The 20,879-nt window shown below is 71.2% G+C and carries 24 protein-coding genes and 1 pseudogene; 20 read left to right on the top strand and 5 right to left on the bottom strand.

The genetic code is table 11. The features are described 5' to 3' along the window. Positions 1-33 precede the first annotated feature (33 nt). The 9 genes from ACWEOE_RS19765 (at position 34) to ACWEOE_RS19725 (ending at position 8,824) form a co-directional block, all read left to right on the top strand. A complete protein-coding gene (locus ACWEOE_RS19765; RefSeq protein WP_452010997.1) occupies positions 34-429 on the top strand; it encodes a DUF948 domain-containing protein in 396 nt (131 codons plus the stop codon). Beyond that, a complete protein-coding gene (locus ACWEOE_RS19760; protein WP_364188365.1) occupies positions 426-728 on the top strand; it encodes a hypothetical protein in 303 nt (100 codons plus the stop codon). Before ACWEOE_RS19765 ends, ACWEOE_RS19760 begins: the two co-directional genes overlap by 4 nt. Positions 729-836: 108 nt before the next feature. Next, on the top strand, positions 837-3,500 hold the full coding sequence (gene alaS / locus ACWEOE_RS19755) for an alanine--tRNA ligase (RefSeq protein ID WP_452010992.1): 2,664 nt from the start codon (positions 837-839) through the stop codon (positions 3,498-3,500). Continuing rightward, entirely contained in the window at positions 3,490-3,990 is a 501-nt protein-coding gene (ruvX, locus tag ACWEOE_RS19750; protein ID WP_452010990.1) for a Holliday junction resolvase RuvX, read from the top strand. The genes alaS and ruvX overlap by 11 nt, the downstream gene beginning before the upstream one ends. 833 nt (positions 3,991-4,823) lie before the next feature. Beyond that, a complete protein-coding gene (gene mltG / locus ACWEOE_RS19745) occupies positions 4,824-6,266 on the top strand; it encodes an endolytic transglycosylase MltG (protein WP_452010988.1) in 1,443 nt (480 codons plus the stop codon). Further along, positions 6,253-7,116, top strand: coding sequence for a shikimate dehydrogenase (locus ACWEOE_RS19740; protein ID WP_452010986.1), 864 nt, complete (start codon positions 6,253-6,255; stop codon positions 7,114-7,116). The genes mltG and ACWEOE_RS19740 overlap by 14 nt, the downstream gene beginning before the upstream one ends. Positions 7,117-7,180: 64 nt before the next feature. Further along, a complete protein-coding gene (locus ACWEOE_RS19735; protein WP_452010984.1) occupies positions 7,181-7,408 on the top strand; it encodes a GrpB family protein in 228 nt (75 codons plus the stop codon). A 15-nt stretch (positions 7,409-7,423) separates the two neighbouring features. Further along, a complete protein-coding gene (locus ACWEOE_RS19730) occupies positions 7,424-7,864 on the top strand; it encodes a class I SAM-dependent methyltransferase (RefSeq protein WP_452010981.1) in 441 nt (146 codons plus the stop codon). Positions 7,865-7,882: 18 nt separating this feature from the next. Continuing rightward, positions 7,883-8,824: a D-2-hydroxyacid dehydrogenase family protein gene (locus tag ACWEOE_RS19725; RefSeq protein WP_452010978.1), complete on the top strand. Its 942-nt coding sequence runs from the start codon at positions 7,883-7,885 to the stop codon at positions 8,822-8,824. Positions 8,825-9,067: 243 nt separating this feature from the next. On the opposite strand, the gene ACWEOE_RS19720 is transcribed toward ACWEOE_RS19725, so the two are convergent. The 4 genes from ACWEOE_RS19720 to ACWEOE_RS19705 all read right to left on the bottom strand — a co-directional run bounded on the left by ACWEOE_RS19720 (position 9,068) and on the right by ACWEOE_RS19705 (position 12,328). Further along, positions 9,068-9,883 carry a serine hydrolase domain-containing protein gene (locus ACWEOE_RS19720; RefSeq protein ID WP_452010976.1) on the bottom strand — a complete coding sequence of 272 codons (816 nt, stop codon included), beginning with the start codon at positions 9,881-9,883 and terminating at the stop codon, positions 9,068-9,070. 97 nt (positions 9,884-9,980) lie between these two features. Further along, positions 9,981-10,250: an HPr family phosphocarrier protein gene (locus ACWEOE_RS19715; protein ID WP_452010973.1), complete on the bottom strand. Its 270-nt coding sequence runs from the start codon at positions 10,248-10,250 to the stop codon at positions 9,981-9,983. Positions 10,251-10,283: 33 nt separating this feature from the next. Further along, complete coding sequence (locus tag ACWEOE_RS19710) at positions 10,284-11,522, bottom strand: PTS transporter subunit EIIC (RefSeq protein WP_452010971.1); 1,239 nt, start codon at positions 11,520-11,522, stop codon at positions 10,284-10,286. Then, positions 11,519-12,328, bottom strand: a complete 810-nt coding sequence (locus tag ACWEOE_RS19705) for a GntR family transcriptional regulator (protein ID WP_452010969.1) — start codon at positions 12,326-12,328, stop codon at positions 11,519-11,521. The genes ACWEOE_RS19710 and ACWEOE_RS19705 overlap by 4 nt, the downstream gene beginning before the upstream one ends. A 93-nt stretch (positions 12,329-12,421) precedes the next feature. On the opposite strand from ACWEOE_RS19705, the gene ACWEOE_RS19700 reads away from it, so the two are divergent. Then, positions 12,422-12,805: a glucose PTS transporter subunit EIIB gene (locus ACWEOE_RS19700; protein ID WP_452010967.1), complete on the top strand. Its 384-nt coding sequence runs from the start codon at positions 12,422-12,424 to the stop codon at positions 12,803-12,805. Beyond that, positions 12,802-13,257, top strand: a complete 456-nt coding sequence (locus ACWEOE_RS19695) for a PTS sugar transporter subunit IIA (protein ID WP_452010964.1) — start codon at positions 12,802-12,804, stop codon at positions 13,255-13,257. Before ACWEOE_RS19700 ends, ACWEOE_RS19695 begins: the two co-directional genes overlap by 4 nt. Before the next feature lie 72 nt (positions 13,258-13,329). Here the strand turns inward: ACWEOE_RS19695 and ACWEOE_RS19690 are convergent, their stop codons facing one another. Beyond that, positions 13,330-13,767 (bottom strand): Rieske (2Fe-2S) protein, encoded by a 438-nt coding sequence (locus ACWEOE_RS19690; RefSeq protein WP_452010963.1) that lies wholly within the window; start codon positions 13,765-13,767, stop codon positions 13,330-13,332. Positions 13,768-13,894: 127 nt separating this feature from the next. Between ACWEOE_RS19690 and ACWEOE_RS19685 the strand changes: the two genes are divergently transcribed. The 9 genes and pseudogenes from ACWEOE_RS19685 to aroQ all read left to right on the top strand — a co-directional run bounded on the left by ACWEOE_RS19685 (position 13,895) and on the right by aroQ (position 20,873). Then, positions 13,895-14,299 (top strand): hypothetical protein, encoded by a 405-nt coding sequence (locus ACWEOE_RS19685; protein ID WP_452010960.1) that lies wholly within the window; start codon positions 13,895-13,897, stop codon positions 14,297-14,299. Positions 14,300-14,311: 12 nt separating this feature from the next. Next, entirely contained in the window at positions 14,312-14,827 is a 516-nt protein-coding gene (locus ACWEOE_RS19680; RefSeq protein WP_452010958.1) for a sigma-70 family RNA polymerase sigma factor, read from the top strand. 26 nt (positions 14,828-14,853) lie between these two features. Next, positions 14,854-15,060, top strand: a pseudogene (locus ACWEOE_RS19675) (anti-sigma factor family protein); the annotation flags it as partial. A 756-nt stretch (positions 15,061-15,816) separates the two neighbouring features. Next, complete coding sequence (locus tag ACWEOE_RS19670; protein ID WP_452011320.1) at positions 15,817-16,107, top strand: hypothetical protein; 291 nt, start codon at positions 15,817-15,819, stop codon at positions 16,105-16,107. Positions 16,108-16,893: 786 nt separating this feature from the next. Next, complete coding sequence (locus ACWEOE_RS19665) at positions 16,894-17,538, top strand: prepilin peptidase (protein ID WP_452010956.1); 645 nt, start codon at positions 16,894-16,896, stop codon at positions 17,536-17,538. 45 nt (positions 17,539-17,583) lie between these two features. Beyond that, positions 17,584-18,771 (top strand): chorismate synthase, encoded by a 1,188-nt coding sequence (aroC, locus tag ACWEOE_RS19660; protein ID WP_452010954.1) that lies wholly within the window; start codon positions 17,584-17,586, stop codon positions 18,769-18,771. Next, positions 18,768-19,292, top strand: a complete 525-nt coding sequence (locus ACWEOE_RS19655; protein WP_452010951.1) for a shikimate kinase — start codon at positions 18,768-18,770, stop codon at positions 19,290-19,292. Before aroC ends, ACWEOE_RS19655 begins: the two co-directional genes overlap by 4 nt. Before the next feature lie 43 nt (positions 19,293-19,335). Continuing rightward, positions 19,336-20,445: a 3-dehydroquinate synthase gene (gene aroB / locus ACWEOE_RS19650; RefSeq protein WP_452010948.1), complete on the top strand. Its 1,110-nt coding sequence runs from the start codon at positions 19,336-19,338 to the stop codon at positions 20,443-20,445. Then, entirely contained in the window at positions 20,442-20,873 is a 432-nt protein-coding gene (gene aroQ / locus ACWEOE_RS19645) for a type II 3-dehydroquinate dehydratase (RefSeq protein WP_452010946.1), read from the top strand. Before aroB ends, aroQ begins: the two co-directional genes overlap by 4 nt. Positions 20,874-20,879: the final 6 nt, after the last annotated feature.

Genomic DNA, 20,879 nt, shown 5'->3' with positions numbered 1-20,879 from the left:
CACCCAAGACCCCCGCAACCCCGAGGAGGGCCCGTGTCGGCAGGGCAGATCGCCGCGCTGATCGCCGCAGGAGCATTCGTACTGCTGGTCTTGCTGCTGGCGATCCCGCTGCTCAAGCTCGGCCGCACGCTGGACGAGGCGACGATCGCGATCCGCAAGGCCCACGAGAACACCGACCCGATCCTGCTGGGCGCCAACGAGACGATCACGCACGTGAACACCCAGCTCGAACGCGTCGACGGCATCACGGCCAACGCGCAGGCGGTCACGGGCAACGTCTCGGCGCTGTCCTCGGTGTTCACCGCGACCCTCGGCGGCCCACTCGTGAAGACCGCGGCGCTGTCCTACGGGATCAGCAAGGCGATCCGCGCGCGCCGCAAGAAGCAGGAAGCGAAGGCCCAGCGCCCCGCTCGCCGGAGGAAGAAGTGAAGCGTCTGTTCTGGCTCGGCGTCGGCGTGCTCGCCGGCGTCGCGCTCACCCGCAAGGCCGGCGAAACGGTTCGTCAGGCCACGCCCTCGGGGTTAGCATCGAACCTGGGCGAGGCCGTGCGCGAGCTGGCCGGCGCCGTCGGTTCGTTCGGCGCCGAGGTGCGCGCCGGGATGAGCGAACGGGAGCAGGAGCTGCACGACATGGTCGAGGAACGGACCGGCTACACCGCGCCGCCGGGTGGCGCGGGCCGGCACGCCGCCGCGCGCCCCGTCCGGCGAGCTCGCCGGGCGGAAGGCTGAGCTTCTCGCGCCCGCGAGCAGCTTCCTTCCGCCGTCGCCGCGTCCCCCTTTTCCCGGTCCGATCTTCGCGCCGCAGCGGTGCGCGGACCCCAGCCCGAGGACACACCCGTGGACACACACGAGATCACCGAACGATTCCTGCGCCATTACGAGGAGAAGGGGCACACCCGCGTGCCCAGCGCCTCGTTGATCCTGGACGATCCGAACCTGCTGTTCGTGAACGCCGGCATGGTGCAGTTCAAGCCGTACTTCCTCGGTGAGGCGCCGCCGCCGTACTCGCGCGCGACGAGCGTGCAGAAGTGCGTGCGCACGCCCGACATCGACGAGGTCGGCAAGACCACCCGGCACAACACGTTCTTCCAGATGGCCGGCAACTTCTCGTTCGGCGACTACTTCAAGGAAGGCGCCATCGAGCTGGCCTGGGAGCTGATCACCGGGCCGCAGTCCGAGGGCGGCTACGGGCTCGACCCCGACCGGATCTGGGCGACCGTGTTCGAGGACGACACCGAAGCGGCGGGGCTGTGGCGCAAGCTGACCGGCCTGCCGTCCGAGCGCATCCAGCGGCGCGGCATGGAGGACAACTTCTGGTCCATGGGCATCCCCGGCCCGTGCGGACCGAGCTCCGAGATCTACTACGACCGCGGCCCCGAGTACGGCCGCGAGGGCGGGCCCGTCGCGGACGAGGACCGCTACATCGAGATCTGGAACCTGGTGTTCATGCAGAACATCCGGGGTGAGGGCGCGGGCAAGAAGGGCTTCCCGATCCTCGGAGACCTGCCGGCGAAGAACATCGACACCGGCATGGGCGTCGAGCGCGTCGCGACGATCCTGCAGGGCGTCGAGAACGTGTACGAGACCGACCTCGTCCGCCCGGTGATCGGGCGCGCCGAGGAGTTCTCGGGCCGCCGCTACGGCGCCAACCACACCGACGACGTCCGCTTCCGCGTGATCGCCGACCACGCGCGCACCGGCGTGCTGCTGATCGGCGACGGCGTGACGCCGGGCAACGACGGCCGCGGCTACGTGCTGCGCCGGCTGCTGCGCCGCATCGTCCGCTCCACGCGCCTGCTGGGCGTGCAGGAGCCGGTGCTACAGGCGTTCGCCGAGGTCGTGCGCGACACGATGGGCCCGACGTACGCGAACCTCGTCACGGACTTCGACCGCATCTCCGAGGTCGTGCGCGTGGAGGAGGAGGCGTTCCTCGCCACCCTCACCAGCGGTTCGCGCATCTTCGACCTGGCGGCGGCCGAGACGAAGTCCTCCGGCGGCGACATCCTCGCGGGCGACAAGGCGTTCCAGCTGCACGACACCTACGGCTTCCCGATCGACCTCACGCTCGAGATGGCGGCCGAGCAGGGCCTGACCGTCGACGAGGACGGGTTCCGCACGCTCATGGAGGAGCAGCGCACCCGGGCGAAGGCCGACGCGGCGCAGCGCAAGCACGGCCACGGCGACCTGTCGGAGTACCGCAAGCTGCTGGAGCGCAACGGCGAGACCGAGTTCCTGGGCTACACCGACCTGCAGGCGTCGGCGAAGGTCGTCGGCCTGCTCGAGGACGGGCAGCCGGTGCGCAGCGTCGCCGCTGGCCACAAGGCCGAGCTGGTGCTCGACCGCACGCCGTTCTACGCCGAGAGCGGTGGCCAGGTCGCCGACGTCGGGGTGCTGCTCGGCGACGGCGTGAAGATCAACGTGCTCGACGTGCAGAAGGTCGTGCCGGGGTTGTTCGTGCACCGCGTCGAGATCGCCGAGGGCGAGGTCGGCATCGGCACGCAGCTCACGGGGTCGGTCGACGGTGCGCGTCGCCTGTCGATCGAGCGCTCGCACTCGGCGACGCACCTGGTGCACGCAGCCGTGCGCGGGGCGTACGGCAAGCGCGCGGCGCAGGCCGGTTCGCTCAACTCGCCGGGCCGGATGCGGTTCGACTTCACCACGCCCGCCTCGGTGTCGACCGACATCCTCACCGAGGTCGAGGAAGAGGTGAACGACTACCTGCAGACCGACGTCGAGGTGCAGAGCTACATCACCACCAAGGACAAGGCACTCGAGCTGGGCGCGGTCGCGCTCTTCGGCGAGAAGTACGGCAACGACGTGCGTGTGGTCGACATGGGCGACTACTCGCGCGAGCTCTGCGGTGGCACGCACGTGGACCGCATCGGCCAGCTGGGTCTCGTGAAGCTGGTGGGCGACTCGTCGATCGGGTCGGGCGTGCACCGCGTCGAGGCGCTCGTGGGCCCGGACGCGCTGAAGCACGTGCGCAAGGAACAGCTGCTCGTGTCGCAGCTGGCGAACACGTTCAAGGTGCCGACCGACGAACTGCCGGGGCGCATCGAGGACGTGCTCTCGCGGCTGAAGAACGCGGAGAAAGAGATCGAGCAGCTGCGCACGCAGCAGGTGCTCGGCTCGGCGGGCGCGCTCGCCGACAAGGCGCAGGACACCGGCGGCGTCTCGGTGGTTGCCGAGGTCGTGCCGGACGTCGACGGCAACGGCCTGCGGGCGCTCGCGTCCGACGTCCGCGGCCGCCTGGGCGACCGGCCCGGCGTGGTGGCGCTGTTCTCGCCGTCGGGCGACAAGGTGGCGTTCGTCGTGGCGACCACGTCCGCGGCGCGCGACCAGGGCATCGCGGCGGGCAAGCTCGTTCCGTCGTTCGCCGAGGCCATCGGCGGCCGCGGTGGCGGCAAGCCCGACATGGCGCAGGGCGGCGGCAGCAACCCGGCCGGCGCGCAGCGGGCCGTCGAGGCACTGCGCGCAGCGGTCGCCGGCGTTGGCCGCTAGCTCCCGGCGCGGCCCGGATCGGCCCGGTGAGTCCGATCCGGGCCGCGGCAGGCGGCTCGGGGTCGATGTCGGGTCTGTCCGGGTGGGGGTCGCGCTCAGCGATCCCGCCCCCATCCTCGCGAGCCCGCTCGTTACCCTCTCCCGTGATGCGACCGACGACAGCGATCTGGACAAGCTTGCCGAACTCGTCACCGAACACGAGGTGGTCGAGGTGATCGTGGGCTTGCCGAAGACCCTGGCGAACCGGGCCGGCCCCGCCGCGCAGATCGCGGTGGAGTACGCCGACAAGCTGGCGACGCGACTCGGCCCCGTTCCCGTGCGGCTCGCCGACGAACGGTTGACGACGGTCACGGCGTCCCGAATGCTTTCCCAGCGGGGGGTCAAGGGACGCAAGCAGCGGGCGGTGGTCGACCAGGCCGCCGCCGTCGAGATCCTGCAGGCCTGGCTCGACGCGTCCGCCGCACAGCGCGCCCGGAAAGGCGACTCATGACCGACCCCCGCGGCCCCGAGAACCCGGGCGGCCGCCGACGGTTGCGTGACCCCGACAACCCCGGCGACCCCGGCACACCCCCGCCGGACGGCCCCCGCCGCGCCCGTCACACGCCGCCACCGTCCGGCTCGCACGAACTGCCGCCGTCGCGCGGCCGCCGCGCCGCCCCCGATCCGGCGCCACCGCCGCCCACGGGTGGTGGGCGCCGCCGTCGCCGCGAGGACGCGCCGGCTCCTCAGACGCCTCCGCCGGCCACCGGGCGCCGGCGTCGCCGGGAACCGGAGGACGCGGCGCCGCCTGCTCCGCGTGGCGACCTCCCTTCCGGCAACCCCCGCCACGGCGACCCGTACCAGGATTCGGGCGACGCCCGCCACGGCGACCAGGTCCCGTCGGGCCCGCCTCGCGGCGGTGAGCTCCCGCAGCCTTCCGGCGACCCCCGCGACGTGCCGCCCCCTCCGCCAGGCCCGACCGCTGCTCCGCGCCGCCGTCGCCGCGCCGATCCCGACGACGCGCCGCCTCCGCCGCAGCGCCGTCGGCCCCGCTCCGACACCGGCGACCTGCCGCTGCCCGGTGACCCCGGCCCGTCCCGTCCGGTCCGCCGCCCGGGCCCGCCGGACGGTTCCATGCCGCCGGATCCGCGGTTCGCCGGTCCGGTCGACGGTTCGATGCCTCGTGACCCGCGGTTCGCCGGTCCGGTGGATGGTTCGATGCCGCCGGATCCGCGGTTCAACGGTCCAGCCGACGGTTCGATGCCGCCTGACCCTCGTTTCGTGGGCCCGGCCGATGGTTCGATGCCTCGTGACCCGCGGTTCGCTGGTCCGGTGGATGGTTCGATGCCGCCGGATCCGCGGTTCAACGGCCCTGCCGACGGCTCCCTGCCCCCGGACTCCCGGCTCCCGCAGCCCGGTCCGCGGCGCCGTCCGGTCCGGCCGCGGCCGGTGGAACACCCGACCGACGTGATCCCGGCCGTGCCGGAGGAAGCGCCGCGCGAGCAGCTCGACGACCTCTTCGGCGACGACGACTACGAAGACGACTACCGCGAAGACGGCGAGTACGACCAGGCCTACGACGACGAAGCCGCCTACGACGACGCCGATTACGAAGACGGCGACTACGCGGACGACGACTACGCCGAGGAACCCGCCCCCCGCAAGAAAAAGAAGAAGCGGGTGTTCGGCTGGGTCGCGGCGTTGCTGGTGCTCGTGATCGTCGCCGGTGGCGGCGCGTACTACGGCTACCAGCGCGTGTTCGGCTACGACGACTACGACGGCGGCGGCGAAGGCAGCGCGCTGATCCAGGTCGAGGACGGCGACACCACGTCGGCGATCGGCGGCAAGCTGGTGGAGGCGGGTGTCGTCGCGAGCACCAAGGCGTTCGTGAAGGCGGGCGCGGAGAACACCGCGCTCAGCCGTATCCAGCAGGGTTACTACCTGCTCAAGCAGCACATGTCCGGCGAGAGCGCCGTCACGATGATCACCTCGCCGGCCGCGCACGTCGGGCGGCTGGAGATCCGTCCGTACACGCAGCTCGACGACGTCAAGCAGCCCGAGAACAAGGTCACGCCGGGTATCTACTCGCTGATGTCGAAAGCTTCGTGTGCCGATCTCGACGGCAAGAGCACGTGCATCTCTCCCGACGACCTGCGCAAAACCGTCGCCGACGCCGACCTCAAGATCCTCGGTGTACCCGACTGGGCCGTGGACGGCGCGCAGAAGGCCCTGAGCAAGGACAAACGCCTCGAAGGTCTCATCGCGCCCGGTCTCTACGACGTCAAGCCGGGCTGGACCGCGACGGAGCTCATCACGAACATCGTGAAGCAGTCGGCCGAGGCGATCCAGGCCGCGGGCCTGAGCGCCCAGAGCACCGGGCCGAAGCAGACGCCGTACCAGACGCTGATCATCGCCTCCCTCATCGAGCGCGAGGCGATCACGGACGACTTCGGCAAGATCTCGCGGGTCATCTACAACCGGCTCGACCAGCACGTCCGGCTGGGCTTCGACTCGACCGTGAACTACGTGGTCGACAAACCGACCCTGCTCACGAACAAGGCCGACCGCGAAGCCCCCGGGCCGTACAACACGTACCTCAACTACGGCCTGCCGCCCACGCCGATCGGGGTGCCCAGCTCGGCCGCCATCAAGGCGGCGGTCAGCCCGCCGGACGGCGACGAGCTGTACTTCGTGAAGTGCGAGAAGGACGGGCACTCGTGTTTCGCCTCGACGTTGGCGGACCACAACAAGAACCGCGATCTGGCGCAGGAACGTGGCGTCTTCTGACGAGCCGCGCAAAGCCGCGGTGCTGGGCAAGCCGATCGAGCACTCGCTCTCACCGGTGCTGCACCGCGCCGCGTTCGAGGCGCTCGGGCTCACCGGCTGGACCTACGAGCGCGTGGAGACCGACGCCGACGGGCTGCCCGGGCTCGTCGACGGGCTCGGTCCCGAGTGGGTCGGACTGTCGGTGACGATGCCGGGCAAACGGCGCGCTCTCGACCACGCGGCGCGGGTGACGCCGCGCGCGGCGGCCGTCGGTGCGGCCAACACGCTGGTGCGCGTCGAAGACGGCTGGCTGGCGGACTGCACCGACGTCGACGGCGTGACGGGCGCGCTGCGGGCCGCGGGTGATTACGTGCCTTCGCCGGGAGACCGCGCGGTGGTGCTCGGCGCCGGCGGTACGGCGGCGGCCACGGTGGTCGGGCTGGCCGCGCTGGGCGTGGCGGCCGCGAGCCTGGTGGTGCGGGACCCGGCGCGCGCGGGGGAGACGCTCGAAGCGGCGAGGCGCGCGGGTCTCGACGTCGAGGTGCTGCGCTGGTCCGAAGTGGACTTTCCGGAGCTGGCGGTGCGCACGGCTGTGCTGGTGAACACCGTGCCGCCGGACGCGGTGGTGGCGCACGTCGACGCGCTCGCGGGCGTGCCGAGTGTGCTCGACGTGATCTACCACCCGTGGCCGACGCCGCTGGCCGAGGCGGTCGCCGCTCGCGGCGGGCGGCTGGCGACCGGGCTGGACATGTTGCTGCACCAGGCGTTCGGGCAGGCCGAGCACTTCACGGGCCGGCCCGCGCCGCGGGAGGAGATGCGGGCTGCGCTGCGCGCGGCGACGGGTGACCTGCTGCCGCTGCCGATTTTCTGAGGTACGCCCGCGCGTGAGTTGATATCCTGGCCGACTGCCCACTCGCCGTCGACCAGGGAGATCCATGCCGTCCACCAGCCAGCAGTCACACACCGACGACGAGGAGTACGACGACCAGTGGCCGACGTTGTACGAACGCGAAGCTGATCGAATCCGCACAGCGCTGGGCGAACAGGTGGTGTTGCTCGAACACGTCGGGTCCACCTCGGTTCCGGGGCTCGCGGCCAAACCGATCATCGACATTCTGCTCGAGGTCCCGGACTCCGACGACGAGGACGCGCGGCGAGGGTGATCGTGGCGTCGAGGCGTGGTGGTTCGTCGACCCACGCGTTGCGGATCTGCCGGCCACGCGGCGAAGAGCGTCACCAACGCTCTTTACGACCGGCCGGCCGTCCTCGAACTCGCCGGGGACGTGAGCGGCCACCGGGTGCTCGAGGTCGGCTGCGCGGCCGGGCACCTGAGCGCGCTGCTGGCCGGCCGGGGTGCCGACGTGGTGGGCGTCGACGTGAGCGAGGGGCTGATTTGCCTGGCGCGCAAGGAGTTCGGTGCGCTCGCCCGGTTCGAAGTCGCCGACATCGCGCAGCCACTGTCCTTTGCGGACAGTTCGTTCGACTCGGTCACCGCGTCACTCGTCTTGCGCTACCTGGCGGATTTCGGACCGACACGATTCGTCCGCTTCGCCCGTGGTGTGGGATTTGGCGGGGGTCGCGGGGACCGGTTGCGGATATCCGCTGTTTTGCGCGCGTGAGCGGACTACGGTGGGCGTATGAAGATCGCGATTCTCGATGATTACCAGAATGTCGCCCTGAGCTACGCCGACTGGGGTTCCCTCGATGCCGAGATCGAGGTCTTCACGGAGGCGTTCGCCGGACCGGATGATGTGGTCGGGAGCTTGGCCGGGTTCGACGTCGTCGTGGCCATGCGGGAGCGGACGAGGTTCCCGGCGGAAGTGCTGGATCGGCTGCCGGATTTGCGGTTGCTGGTCAGTACCGGGCGGCGGAACGCGGCCATCGATGTTGCGGCGGCCAAGCGCAACGGTGTTGTGGTGTCGGCGACGGGGTATCTGGGACCGCCGACGTTGGAGCACACGTGGGCGTTGATTCTCGGTGCTGCTCGCAATCTGCCGGCTGATGTGGAGTCCATGCGCGGCGGAGGCTGGCAGGTCGGGGTCGGGACGGTGCTTCACGGCAAGACGCTCGGCTTGCTGGGGCTGGGGCGGTTGGGGAGTGCTTCGGCGAAGATCGGGCAGGCGTTTGGGATGTCGACTATTGCGTGGAGTCCGAACTTGACTCCTGAGCGGGCTGCCGAGTTTGGGGTTTCGGCGGTGTCCAAAGAGGAGCTGTTCGAGCGTAGCGATGTGTTGTCGGTGCATGTGGTGTTGTCGGAGCGGAGTCGTGGGCTGGTGGGGGCGGCTGAGCTTGCCCGGATGAAGGCGACGGCGTGGTTGGTGAATACGTCGCGGGGGCCGGTTGTGGAGGAAGGTGCGCTGTTGGATGCGCTGCGGGCGCGGCGGATCGCGGGGGCGGCGTTGGATGTTTACGACGTGGAGCCGTTGCCGGTTGAGCATCCGTTGCGGGGGTTGGACAACGTGGTTCTTACGCCGCATGTGGGGTATGTGAGTCGGGAGACGTATGAGATTTTTTATCGGGATGCGGTGGAGGATATTGCCGCTTTCCGGGCTGGGGAGCCGATTCGCGTCATGGAGTGAGGTTCTCGCGGGGTGGCTTGGGTGGTTCGGTGTGGTCCTCGTAGGGCCGCTTGCGTTGGGCGTGCACCCCGAAGCTGGAGTGTGAGGAGGCTTCGGATCGGGGTGCGGGAGGGGCCTGGGTTCATGCGGCCGTGTCTTGGTGATGGCCGTTGCGGTGTCGGGTGGTGGTGTCTTGCGTTGGTGCGGGGTGGGGGGCGTGGGGGTACCTGCCTTGGCAAGGGGTGAGGCTGTGAGACAGGCGTGTCAGCCGCGGAGTTCGGTGGCCACGGCGTCGGTGAAGGGGGGCCAGGCGTCGGCGGCCCAGGGGCCGAAGGAGCGGTCCGAGAGGGCGACGCAGGCGTGACGCAGGTCGGGGTCAACCCAGAGGAATGTGCCGGACTGTCCGAAGTGGCCGAAGGTGCGGGGGGAGCTCGTGGCGCCGGTCCAGTGTGGGGACTTGTGGTCGCGCAGTTCGAAGCCCAGGCCCCAGTCGTTGGGTTTCTGGTAGCCGAAGCCGGGGAGGACGCCGTTCAGGCCGGGGAAGGCGACGTCGGTGGCGGCGGCCAGGGTGGATGCCGCGAGGAGTTTCGGGGACTGGAGTTCGGTGGCGAACTTGAGCAGATCGTCCACAGTGGACGTGGCGCCGGAGGCGGGGGAGCCCTCGAAGGTGGTGGCGGCCATGCCGAGCGGGTCGAGGAGGGCTTCGCGGACGTAGTCGGCGAAGGGGATCCCGGAGTGCTCGGTCAGCGTGTCGGCCAGCACCTCGAAGCCGGCGTTCGAGTACAGCCGCCGGTTGCCGGGGGCGGCCATCTCCTTGTGGGCGTCGAAGGCAAGGCCGGAGGTGTGGGCGAGCAGGTGCCGCACGGTCGAGCCCTCGGGGCCGGCGGCGGTGTCGAGCTCGACGACGCCCTCTTCGAGCGCGATGTGCGCCGCGTAGGCCGTGAGCAGCTTGGTCACCGAGGCCAGGCGGAAGACGCGCGTGGCGTCGCCGCGGCGGGCGCGGACCTCGCCGTCGGCGGAAACCACTCCGGCGGCGGCGTTGTCCACCGGCCACTTGTCGATCAGGCGCAGGCTCTCCATGCTGCCAGCTTAAACATCCGCTGGACGAGCGAAGGGGCCACCCGGCGCCGGTTTCCCGAGCGACGGGTGGCCCCTCGACCAACCCCTGGAGCGGTGCCTACTGAGCGTCGAGGTCCGTGGCGACGAGCTCGGCCACCGCTGCGATCGCGGCGTCGGCGCCCTCGCCCTCGGCGCTGATCACGACCTCGTCGCCGTACTCGGCGGCGAGGGTCATCAGGCTGAGCACGCTGCCGGCGGCCACCGGGTCGCCGCCGGCCTTGGCGATGGTCACCGCGACGGGTTGCGCCGCGGCCGCCTTGGCGACCAGCGCGGCCGGCCTGGCGTGCAGGCCCACCTTGCTGGCCACGGTGACTCGTTTCTCCGGCATGGTCGTCCTCTCTCAGTGTTCCTGAAAACGATTTTACTTGGCGGCGGTGCGGTCGAGGTCGGCCTCGATCGAGTCGTCCTCGCGGCCCGGAGTGCGCATGTTCCACTTCACGATCACGAAGCGGAACACGACGTAGTAGATGACGGCGAAGACCAGGCCGATCGGGATCAGCAGCCACGCCTTGTGCGCGGTGTCCAGCGACGAGTTCAGGGCGAAGTCGATCGCGCCGCCCGAGAACGAGAAGCCGAGGTGGATGCCGAGCGCGTTGCAGACGGCCAGCGAGACGCCGGTCATGATCGCGTGGAAGATGTACAGCGGCCAGGCGACGAACATGAACGCGAACTCGATCGGCTCCGTGACACCGGTGATGAACGAGGTCAGCGCCGCCGAGATCATGATCGAGCCCACGATCTTCTTCTGGCCCGGCTTCGCGGTCTGCCAGATCGCCAGCGCCGCGGCCGGCAGGGCGAACATGAAGATCGGGAAGAAGCCGGTCATGAACGTGCCGGAACCCTGCACGTGGCCGAAGAAGTTGTTGAGGTCACCGCCGCCGAAGATGAACCACACCGGCACGTTGAGCAGCTGGTGCAGGCCGATCGGGATGAGCAGGCGGTTGAGCACGCCGTAGACGCCGCCACCGATCACCGGCGAGCCGACGACGGCCTGGCCGATCGCGTTGATGCCGTGGTCGACGTACTTGAACACGAGACCGAAGATCACGCCGAGGATGATCATCGCGAAGGCGGTGATGATCGGCACGAACCGGCGGCCACCGAAGAAGGCGAGCCAGCTCGGCAGCTTGACGCGGTAGTAGCGCTGCCACAGCAGGGCAGCGACGATACCGCTGATCACACCGGTCAGGACGCTGTAGGGCCAGTGGATCGGCGAACCGTCCCAGCCCGGCTTGTAGCCCTCCTGACTGCTGATGGGGGCGATCGCCTGGATCACCTTGTTGAACACGACCCAGCCCACGACCGCGGCGACGGCCGTCGAGCCGTCGCCCTTGCGGGCGAAGCCGACCGCGATACCGATGGCGAACAGCAGGGGCAGCCAGTCGAACAGACCACCGCCGGCGGCGCCGATGACGGCCGAGACCTTGTCCCAGCCCAGGCCCTTGCTGCCGAACACGTCGTCCTGGCCCAGGCGGTTGAGGAGACCGGCCGCGGGCAGAACGGCGATGGGGAGCATCAGGCTGCGGCCGAAGCGCTGCAGCCCGGCGAGCCCGCCGCCGCCCTTCTTGCCCTTCGCCCCCTCTGTGGTGGTGGCGCTCATCGTCGGGTACCTCCGTAGTGGGGTTGGTGGCCGGAATCCGGGGTGTTCCGATCCAACTGCATGGTCACCTGGTAGTGGTCTCCCCGGTACCAGGACGTCATGTCCTCCACCGGCTCTCCGCCTGCGCTGGAGACCCGGCGGAAGACAAGAAGCGGACTGCCGGTGCGCATGCCGAGCAGGCGCGCCGTCTCGCGGTCCGCGGACTCGGCCCACACCGTTTGGTACGCCTGGTCCGGCCGGAGGTCGTAGGCCTCGGCCAGCTGGGCGTACAGGGAACGGGTGAGGTCGAGGTCGAGCAAGCCGGGCGTGCGCCCGGCGTGGTACCAGCCGCGTTCCACGGCCAGCGGCACGCCGTCCGCGCGCCGCAGCCGCACCAGCCGGTGGGCCGCCACGCCCTCGGTGAGACCGAGTGCGTGGGCCGAGGTCACCGGCGGGACCTCGAGCGACGTGGACACCACCTCCGTGGTGGGGGTGAGCCCGCGCCGGCGCATGTCGTCGGTGAAGGACATCAGGTAGAGCTGCAGTTCCATGCGGCGCGCGGCGGTGAAGGTGCCCTTGCCGCGCACACGCGCCAGCAGGCCCTCTTCCACGAGCTTGCCGATGGCCGAGCGGACCGTGAGCCGCGAGACACCGTAGCGCTGGGCCAGCTCCCGCTCCGACGGGATCGGCGAACCGGGCGGGAGCTCGCGCTCCACGGACCGGCGCAGGATCTCGCGCAGCTGGGCGTGCTTGGGCGTCGGCCCGTTCACGACCTGGTCCACCTTCTCGACGCGATCGGGCGGCGGGACGTGCGCGGCTGCGCTCATCGGTGTCACCCTCCTCGTGTCGTGGCACCGGGTGCCCGGTGCTCGCGTCTTCGCCGGAAGATTGGTACGTTCCGGTCTAGACCAATAATTCCGATGGGGCAGGATGCTCCGCTCCGCGAGCGGGTGTCAACCACCGTTATGCGTTCGTGGCCTGCGGCGACGTGCATGCCGACGAACGGCGTAGTAGTGGTGGAGCGCACCGGCTCAGGTGGGGAACCAACGGGAAACGAGGAGACCGCGATGGCGGATGACAGGCCCGAGAAGATTCTCGCGGCGCTCGGCGGCGTGGACAACGTCATCGAGATCGAAGGCTGCATCACGCGCCTTCGCTGCGAGCTCGAGGACACCAGCATCATCGACGAGGCGGCGCTCAAGGCCGCGGGCGCGATGGGCGTGGTGAAGATGGGCTCCGCGGTGCAGGTGATCGTCGGCCCCGAGGCGGACACGATCGCCAGTGACATCGAGGACCTGATGTGAGCCTGGAGATCCTGAGCCCGGTCGCGGGTGAGGTCGTCGCGATCACCGACGTCCCCGACCCCGTGTTCGCCGAGGCGATGGTCGGCCCCGGCATCGCCGTGAAGCCCAGCGGCGGCCGCGCCGACGCCGTCGCGCCGGTGGCCGGCACGATCGTGACGCTGCACCCGCACGCCTTCGTCGTGGCGACCGAGGACGGGCGCGCCGTGCTCGTGCACCTCGGCATCGACACCGTCAAGGAGAAGGGCGAGGGCTTCACCCTCCACGTGGTGAAGGGCGAGTCGGTGCGCGCCGGCCAGCCCGTGGTCGGCTGGGACCCCGAGGCCGTGGCGGCCGCGGGCTACTCGCCGATCGTGCCCGTGGTCGGGCTCGATGCCCAGGCCGACGTGCTCGCGGGCCTCGAGCCCGGGCGCACCGTCGCGGCGGGCGAGGTGCTGTTCAGCTGGAACGGCTGAGGCGTTTCACGCCGAAAGGGCCCCTTGTGGACGGTGATCGTCCACAAGGGGCCCTTTGTTCTGTCGTGGGCGTCAGGCGGTGACGACCTGTCCGTTGTCGACCTTCACGTTGACCTTCGGCAGCGGCTTCTCGGCGGGGCCGTTCTTCACCGCGCCCGTGAGCGAGTCGAACACCGAACCGTGGCACGGGCAGTGGATCTCGGCGCCCTGCGGCGGGTTCACGGTGCAGCCCTGGTGGGTGCAGATGGCGCTGAAGCAGTTCACGGTTCCGGCGGTGGGCTGGGCGACGATCACGTCCTGGCCGTCGGGGGTCTTGGCGGACTTCGCCTGACCGACGGGCACGTCGGCCAGGGCGATCACCTTTCCGCCGGGCTTGGGGGCGTCGCCACCGGAGGAGCCCGAGTCCGAGCCGGCGCCACAGGCCGCGAGGGCGACGGTGCCCACGGCGACGCCGGCGACGGCGGCCCCGGTGGTGAGAACGGAGCGGCGGGTGTGCAGTTCGGCAGTCATGCTCGTACTAACGAAACGGTGACCCGGCTGGTTCACCCGTTCACCGCATCGGTGAAGTCCGGTGAACCGGATTGCCCATTCTCCCGTGTAGTGGGGGAGAGGGATTTCGAGGGTGAAGGAGAAAATCATGCTGGCCAACTGGATGCGCGGGTTGGGCGCGATCGGCCTGGTGGGGTCCGCCGCGGTCCACTTCTACCTGTACTTCGGCAGCGGTTACTCGGACATCGCCGTGGTCGGTCCCCTGTTCCTGGTGAACGGGATCGCCGGCATCGTGATCGCCGTCGCGCTGCTGGTGTGGCGGAGCTGGGTCCCGCCGTTCTTCACGCTCGGCTTCGGCGGCGTGACGCTGCTGGCGTACCTGCTGTCGGTGACCGTCGGCCTCTACGGCGTGCACGACCAGTTCAACAGCCAGTTCGAGTACTGGGGCGTGATCACCGAGGCCCTGTGCGTGATCTGCGGTCTGGTGCTGCTGGTGCAGGAGGTGCGCGCACGGCAGTCCTCCGGCGGGCACGCGGTGTCGGCCGGGCGCTGACCGGGGTCCGCGGTGGGGAGGAGCGACGTCGAGGACCAGCTGATGCGCGCGCTGCACGAAGAACACGCGGCCGCGCTGTGGTCCTACGCCCTGCACCTGACGGGGGGCAACCGGATCCACGCGGAGGACGTGGTCCAGGAGACGCTGCTTCGCGCCTGGCGGCACACCGACGTGCTCGACCAGTCGCAGGGCTCGGCCCGCGCGTGGCTGTTCACGGTCGCGCGCCGCATCGCCATCGACGGATGGCGGTCGGCGACCTCGCGCTCGGAGGTCGTCACCGACGCTCCGCCCGAGCGCGCGGTGGCCGACGGCACCGAACGGGCCGTGCAGGGGTGGCTGGTGGCCGAGGCGCTCGGTGAGCTCTCGGCCCGCCACCGCGAGGTGCTCCAGTTGTGCTACTTCCTGGGGTACTCGGTGGCCGACGCCGCCCGGACCCTGGGCATCGCCGAGGGGACGGTGAAGTCCCGCACGCACTACGCGCTCCGGGCACTTCGCCTGGCTTTGGAAGAGCGGGGGGTGACGCAGTGACCGACGACTTCGCGAGCGAAGATTTTGTGAACGACGATTTTGTGACCTACGACGCGGCGTATGTGCTCGGCGCGCTCTCGCCGCAGGACCGCCAGGCGTTCGAACAGCACCTCCACACCTGCGCCCGCTGCTCGGCGGCGGTACAGGAGCTGGCGGGTTTGCCCGGGTTGCTGGCGCAGACGAGGGGGCCGGCGGGGGAAGGTGAGGGGCCGGGTTCCGGGGTGCCCGACTTGCCGGGGCTACCGGGATTGCCGGTGCCGGGCGCGGATGGGGGCTCGGGTCGGGGTTCCGGTTCGGGTTCGGGTTCGGGTTCGATGGAGCTGAACTTGCCGCCGACGCTCGGCTCGGATTTGCGGGCCTCTGATTCGCGCTCCACGCCCGACTTGCCGCCTGTAGTGGGGCCGGATTCGGGCACCGCGGCCGGCTTGCCAACGATGTTCAGCTTGGATTCGCCGGGCGCTGATTGGCGCTCCGCGCCCGGCTTGCCGTCGGCATCGGGCTCGGATTCGGGGGCCGCGGCCGGCTTGCCGATGCGCGGCTTGGGTTCGCCGGGCTCTGATTCGCGCGCTGCGCCCGGCTTGCCGCCGGTGCCGGGCCCGGATTCGCGGATCGCTGCCGGTTTGCCGCCGGTGCCGGAGTTGCCGGTGCCGGGCTCGGGTTCGTCAGCGACGACCGACGTGCCGCAGGCGCCCTCGGCTGTCGAGGGCCCGGATGCGGTCGAGCCGACCCCGCCGCCGAGCTCGTCCGTGCCGTACTCGGAAGCCGACCTGCCGCCGGTCCCGAACGTGCCGGATTCGTCCCCACCCGATCTGCTCCCCGTGCTGATGCGAAAGGTGCGGCACAGGCGTCGGGTCCGGACGGGCGTGACCGGGGGAGTGGCGGCGCTGGCCGTCGCGGCGGGGGTGGCGTTGGCGGTGACGTTGTCATTGCCGGAGACGCAGGCACCGCCCGCCGCGCCCGCCATCGCGGCGCCCCCGCCGGAGTTGCCGATGGCGGCGCTCGGCGAGTACCCGATCCAGGCCGCGGCACGCATCGACCCGCGGGCGTGGGGCACCGAGGTCGAGATGTCCTGCAGCTACCGCGGCGGCAAGGGCGGGGACTACTCGCTGGTCGCCCTGGGGCGCAACGGCACGGAGACCGAGCTCGCCACCTGGAAAGCCCTGCCCGAGAACACGGCGAAGGTCGTGGTGGGCACGCCGATGAAGTCCGGGGACATCGCTTCGCTGGAGATCCGCAGTGTGCGGACCGGGAAACCGTTGATGCGCCTGGTTTATCCCTGACCCCGGCCGGCGGTTGCCGGGGCCTCGCGAGCGGGCTGCGGCTTGGTTCCCTGGGCGCGGATCAGCTGTGTGGGCAGGTTCTCCGGGCCTGTGAGTCCGGTGCGGTCCGGTCGTGGCGCCGTGACCCGGCTGTCCAGGAGCGCTGGCCGGTATCGGTGTGTGGGCAGGTTGCCGGGGCCTCCGAGTCCGCCGCGGCCGGGCGTGGCCTTGCGACTCGGCTGCGCGGGAACGCTGGCCGGGAACGCTGGCCGGGAACGCTGTGTGGGCAGGTTCTCCGGGCCTGTTAGTCCGGTGCGGTCCGGTCGTGGTGCCGTGACTTGGCTGTCCGGGAGCGCTGGCCGGTATCGGTGTGTGGGCAGGTTGCCGGGGCCTCCGAGTTCGCCGCGGCCGGCGTGGCCTTGCGACTCGGCTGCGCGGGAACGCTGGCCGGGAACGCTGTGTGGGCAGGTTCTCCCGGCTTGCGAGTCCGGTGCGGTCCGGTCGTGGCGCTGTGACTCGGCTGTCCGGGAGCGCTGGCCGGGAGTGCTGTTTTGGGAGTCCTGTTCGGGATCGCTGTGTGGGCAGGTTGCCGCGAGTTCGCTGCGGCCGGGGCGTGGCGCCGTGACTCGGCTGTCCGGGAACGCTGCCCGGCAACACTGCCCGGGAACGCTGCCTGGCAACGCTGCCCGGGAACACTGCCCGGGAACACTGCCTGGACGGGTGAATTCCGGGCGAAAACGGCACGAGCGGTCCACTCGCGACGGCACGGGCTTGGCCTCCGCCGGCGAGCGCTGCGAACGTGGAGACATGTCCTGGGGATTCGTGTTCGCGGGCGTGGCCTTGGTGCCGCTGCTCGGGTGGTTGCTGGAGCGGGCCGGTGCGCCGGTGCCGTTCTTCGGTGCTGTCGGGCTCGTGGCCGTGGGGCTCGCCGTCGTCGGGTGGCGGTGGGGGAGCGGGGCGTGGGCGCCGTGGTGGTGGCCGGTGCCGTGGGTGCTCACGGTGGTGGGCGTGCCCCTGAGCCTGGCCGACGCGCGGCACAGGCGGCTGCCCGATGTGCTCACGCTGCCCGCGTACCCGGCGATGGCGGTGGCCGTCGGGCTCGCGGCCGTCGGCGGTGGTGGGCCCGCGGTCGTGGTCGACGCTCTGGCGGGCGCGGCCGTGTTCGGCGGGGCGCACTGGGCGGTGCACCGGATGGGGCGGATGGGGGCCGGTGACGTGAAGCTCGCCGGCGTGCTCGGGGCGGTGCTCGGGGTGCTGGGGTGGGTGTCGCTGGTGTTCGCGGCTGTCGCGGCGGCGGGCCTGAGCGCGGCCCTCGCGGTGCGGCTGCGGGCCGCGGCGGGCGGCGGCGGACCACCCGTTCGGTGTGGCGTGCCCCACGGGCCGGCGCTGATCCTCGCCACCTGGACGTGCGCCGTGTTCCCCGGTCTGGGATCGGGGGTGGTGCCGAGCTGAGGGGCTCCCGGCCGGGTGCGCCACCAGCCATGACAGGATTGTCAGGTGTTGCGCTGGATCACCGCAGGAGAATCGCACGGACCCGCCCTCGCCGCTGTGCTCGAGGGCCTGCCCGCTGGTGTGGAGGTGACCACCGGAGACCTCACCGCGCAGCTCGCGCGGCGCCGCCTCGGGTTCGGTCGCAGCCCTCGCATGGGGTTCGAGACCGACCACGTGCAGTTCCTGGGCGGAGTGCGCCACGGGATCACGCAGGGCGGCCCCATCGCGGTGCAGATCGAGAACGCCGAGTGGCCCAAGTGGGAGCAGGTCATGGCGGCCGACCCCGTGGACCCCGAGGTGCTCGCCGGCCTGGCGCGCAACGAGCCGCTCACCCGGCCGCGCCCCGGGCACGCCGATCTGCCCGGCATGCAGAAGTACGACTTCGACGACGCGCGTCCCGTCCTGGAGCGGGCGAGCGCGCGTGAGACGGCGTCACGCACGGCGCTGGGCACGGTGGCGCGCAACTTCCTGCGCCAGCTGCTCGGGCTCGAGGTGCTGAGCCACGTCGTGTCCATCGGCGGCGCCGACGCGCCCGAGGGACCCCTGCCGACGCCCGACGACCTCGCGGCGATCGACGAGAGCCCGGTGCGGTCGTTCTCGGCCGAGGGCACCGAGGCGATGGTCGCCGAGGTCGACGCCGTGCGGAAGGCGGGCGACACCGTCGGCGGCGTGATCGAGGTGCTCGCTTACAACCTCCCGCCGGGCCTCGGCTCCCACGTGCACTGGGACCGTCGCCTCGACGCGCGTCTCGCCGGCGCGCTCATGGGCGTGCAGGCGATGAAGGGCGTGGAGGTCGGCGACGGCTTCACCACCGCGCGCCGCTGGGGCAGCCGGGCCCACGACGAGATCGACCGCGGCACCGGACCCGTCGGCGTCACGCGCCGCTCCAACCGCGCGGGCGGCCTCGAAGGCGGCATCACCAACGGCGAGATCCTGCGCGTGCGCGTGGCGATGAAGCCGATCTCCACGGTGCCGAAGGCGCTGTCCACGGTGGACGTGCGCACCGGCGAGCCGGCCGTCGCGATCCACCAGCGCTCGGACGTGTGCGCCGTGCCGCGCGCCGGCGTCGTGCTCGAGTCCGTGGTCGCGCTGGTGCTCGCCGAGGCCGCGCTGGAGAAGTTCGGCGGTGACTCGCTCGGCGAGAGCAAGCGCAACGCCGAGGCCTACCTGAAGGCGCTCGAGGAGCGCTGGTGAGCCCCCGCGCCGTGGTCGTCGGTCCGCCGGGCTCGGGCAAGAGCACGGTCGGCCCGCTACTCGCCGAAGCACTCGGGGTGGAGTTCCGCGACACCGACGACGACATCGTCGAACGGGCCGGCCGCGCCATCTCCGACATCTTCGCCGAAGACGGCGAGCCGGCGTTCCGCGCGCTCGAGGCCCAGGCCGTCGCCACGGCGCTCGACGAGCACGACGGCGTGCTCTCCCTCGGCGGCGGCGCCCCCATCACGGCGGAAACCCGTGCGCTGCTGGCGAAGCACACCGTGGTGTTCCTCAACGTCGGCCTCGCCGCCGGCGTGCAGCGCACCGGTCTTTCGGCCGCGCGCCCGCTGCTCGCGGGCGTGAACCCGCGGGCCACGTTCAAAGCCCTGCTCGACGCGCGCCTGCCGGTGTACCGGGAGGTGGCGACCGTCGAGATCGACACCGACCACCGCTCGCCCGCCGAGGTGGTGGCCACCGCCGTCGCCGCGATCGAACCGGCCGGCGCGCAGAACCCCTAGGCCCAGAACCGGCGCAGCACGACCAGGAGTAGTGAGGAAACCCGTGTCCCAACCCGTCCGGATCCGCGTCGAGACCGCGCACCCGTACGACGTGCTCGTGGGCCGCGGCCTGCTCGGCGAGCTCACCGCGCAGCTCGCCGACGCGTCGAAGATCGCGCTGATCCACCCGCCCACGCTCACCGCCACGGCCGAGGCCGTGCGCGAGGAGCTCGCCGAAGCGGGCCTCGACGCCCACCGCGTGGAGATCCCGGACGCCGAGGACGGCAAGGCCTTCTCCGTCGCGAGCTTCTGCTGGGAGGTCCTCGGCCGCATCGGGCTCGACCGCCGCGGTGTGGTCGTGGGTCTGGGCGGCGGCGCCGTCACCGACCTGGCGGGCTTCGTGGCCGCCACCTGGATGCGCGGTGTGCGCCTGGTCAACGTGCCGACGACGCTGCTCGGCATGGTCGACGCCGCCGTCGGTGGCAAGACGGGCATCAACACCGAGGCCGGCAAGAACCTCGTGGGCGTGTTCCACGAGCCGAGCGCCGTGCTCGTCGACCTCGCGACCCTGGAAACCTTGCCGCGCAACGAGCTCGTGGCCGGCATGGCCGAGGTCGTGAAGACCGGGTTCATCGCCGACCCGCGCATCCTCGAGCTCGTGGAGGCCGACCCCGCCGCCGCGCTCGACCCGGCGGGCGAGGTGCTCGCCGAGCTGGTGCGCCGCTCGATCCAGGTGAAGGCCGACGTCGTCGCGGCCGACCTGCGCGAGTCCGATCTGCGCGAGATCCTCAACTACGGCCACACCCTCGGCCACGCCATCGAGCGCCGCGAGCGCTATCGCTGGCGCCACGGTGCCGCCGTGAGCGTCGGGCTCGTGTTCGCCGCCGAGCTCGCCCGCCTCGCCGGCCGCCTCGACGACGAGACCGCCGCGCGCCACGCTTCGGTGCTCAAGCTGCTCGGCCTGCCGACCACCTACGACGCCGACGCGCTGCCCCAGCTCGTGGAATCCATGAAGGGCGACAAGAAAACCCGCTCCGGCGTGCTCCGGTTCGTGGTGCTCGACGCGCTCGCCAAACCGGGCCGCCTCGAAGGCCCAGACCCGGCCCTGCTGGCCGCCGCCTACTCGGCGATCGCGGCCGACGCTCCCACGAGCGGCGGGAGCGTGCTGCTGTGAAGGTCTTCGTGTTCAACGGCCCCAACCTCGGCCGCCTCGGCAAGCGCGAGCCCGCCGTCTACGGCGCCACGACCCACGAGGACCTCGTGGCGCTGTGCCTCAGCACCGGCACCGAACTCGGCATCGACGTCGAGGTCCGCCAGACCGACCACGAGGGCGACCTCGTCGGCTGGCTCCACGAAGCCGCCGACGCCGGCCACCCGGTCGTCCTCAACGCCGGCGCGTGGACCCACTACTCGATCGCCGTGCGCGACGCCGCCGCGCAGCTCACCGCGCCGCTGATCGAGCTGCACATCAGCAACGTGCACAAGCGGGAGCAGTTCCGCCACCACAGCGTGCTGTCCGACATCGCCACCGGCGTGATCGTGGGTCTCGGTGTGGACGGGTATCCGCTCGCGCTGCGGTGGCTCGCGTCGAACGCGAACTGACGCCGG

The organism is Amycolatopsis sp. NPDC004368, from assembly GCF_053602515.1.
Note: the sequence above shows the minus strand (reverse complement) of the source record. Positions and strands in the feature narration are given on the sequence as shown.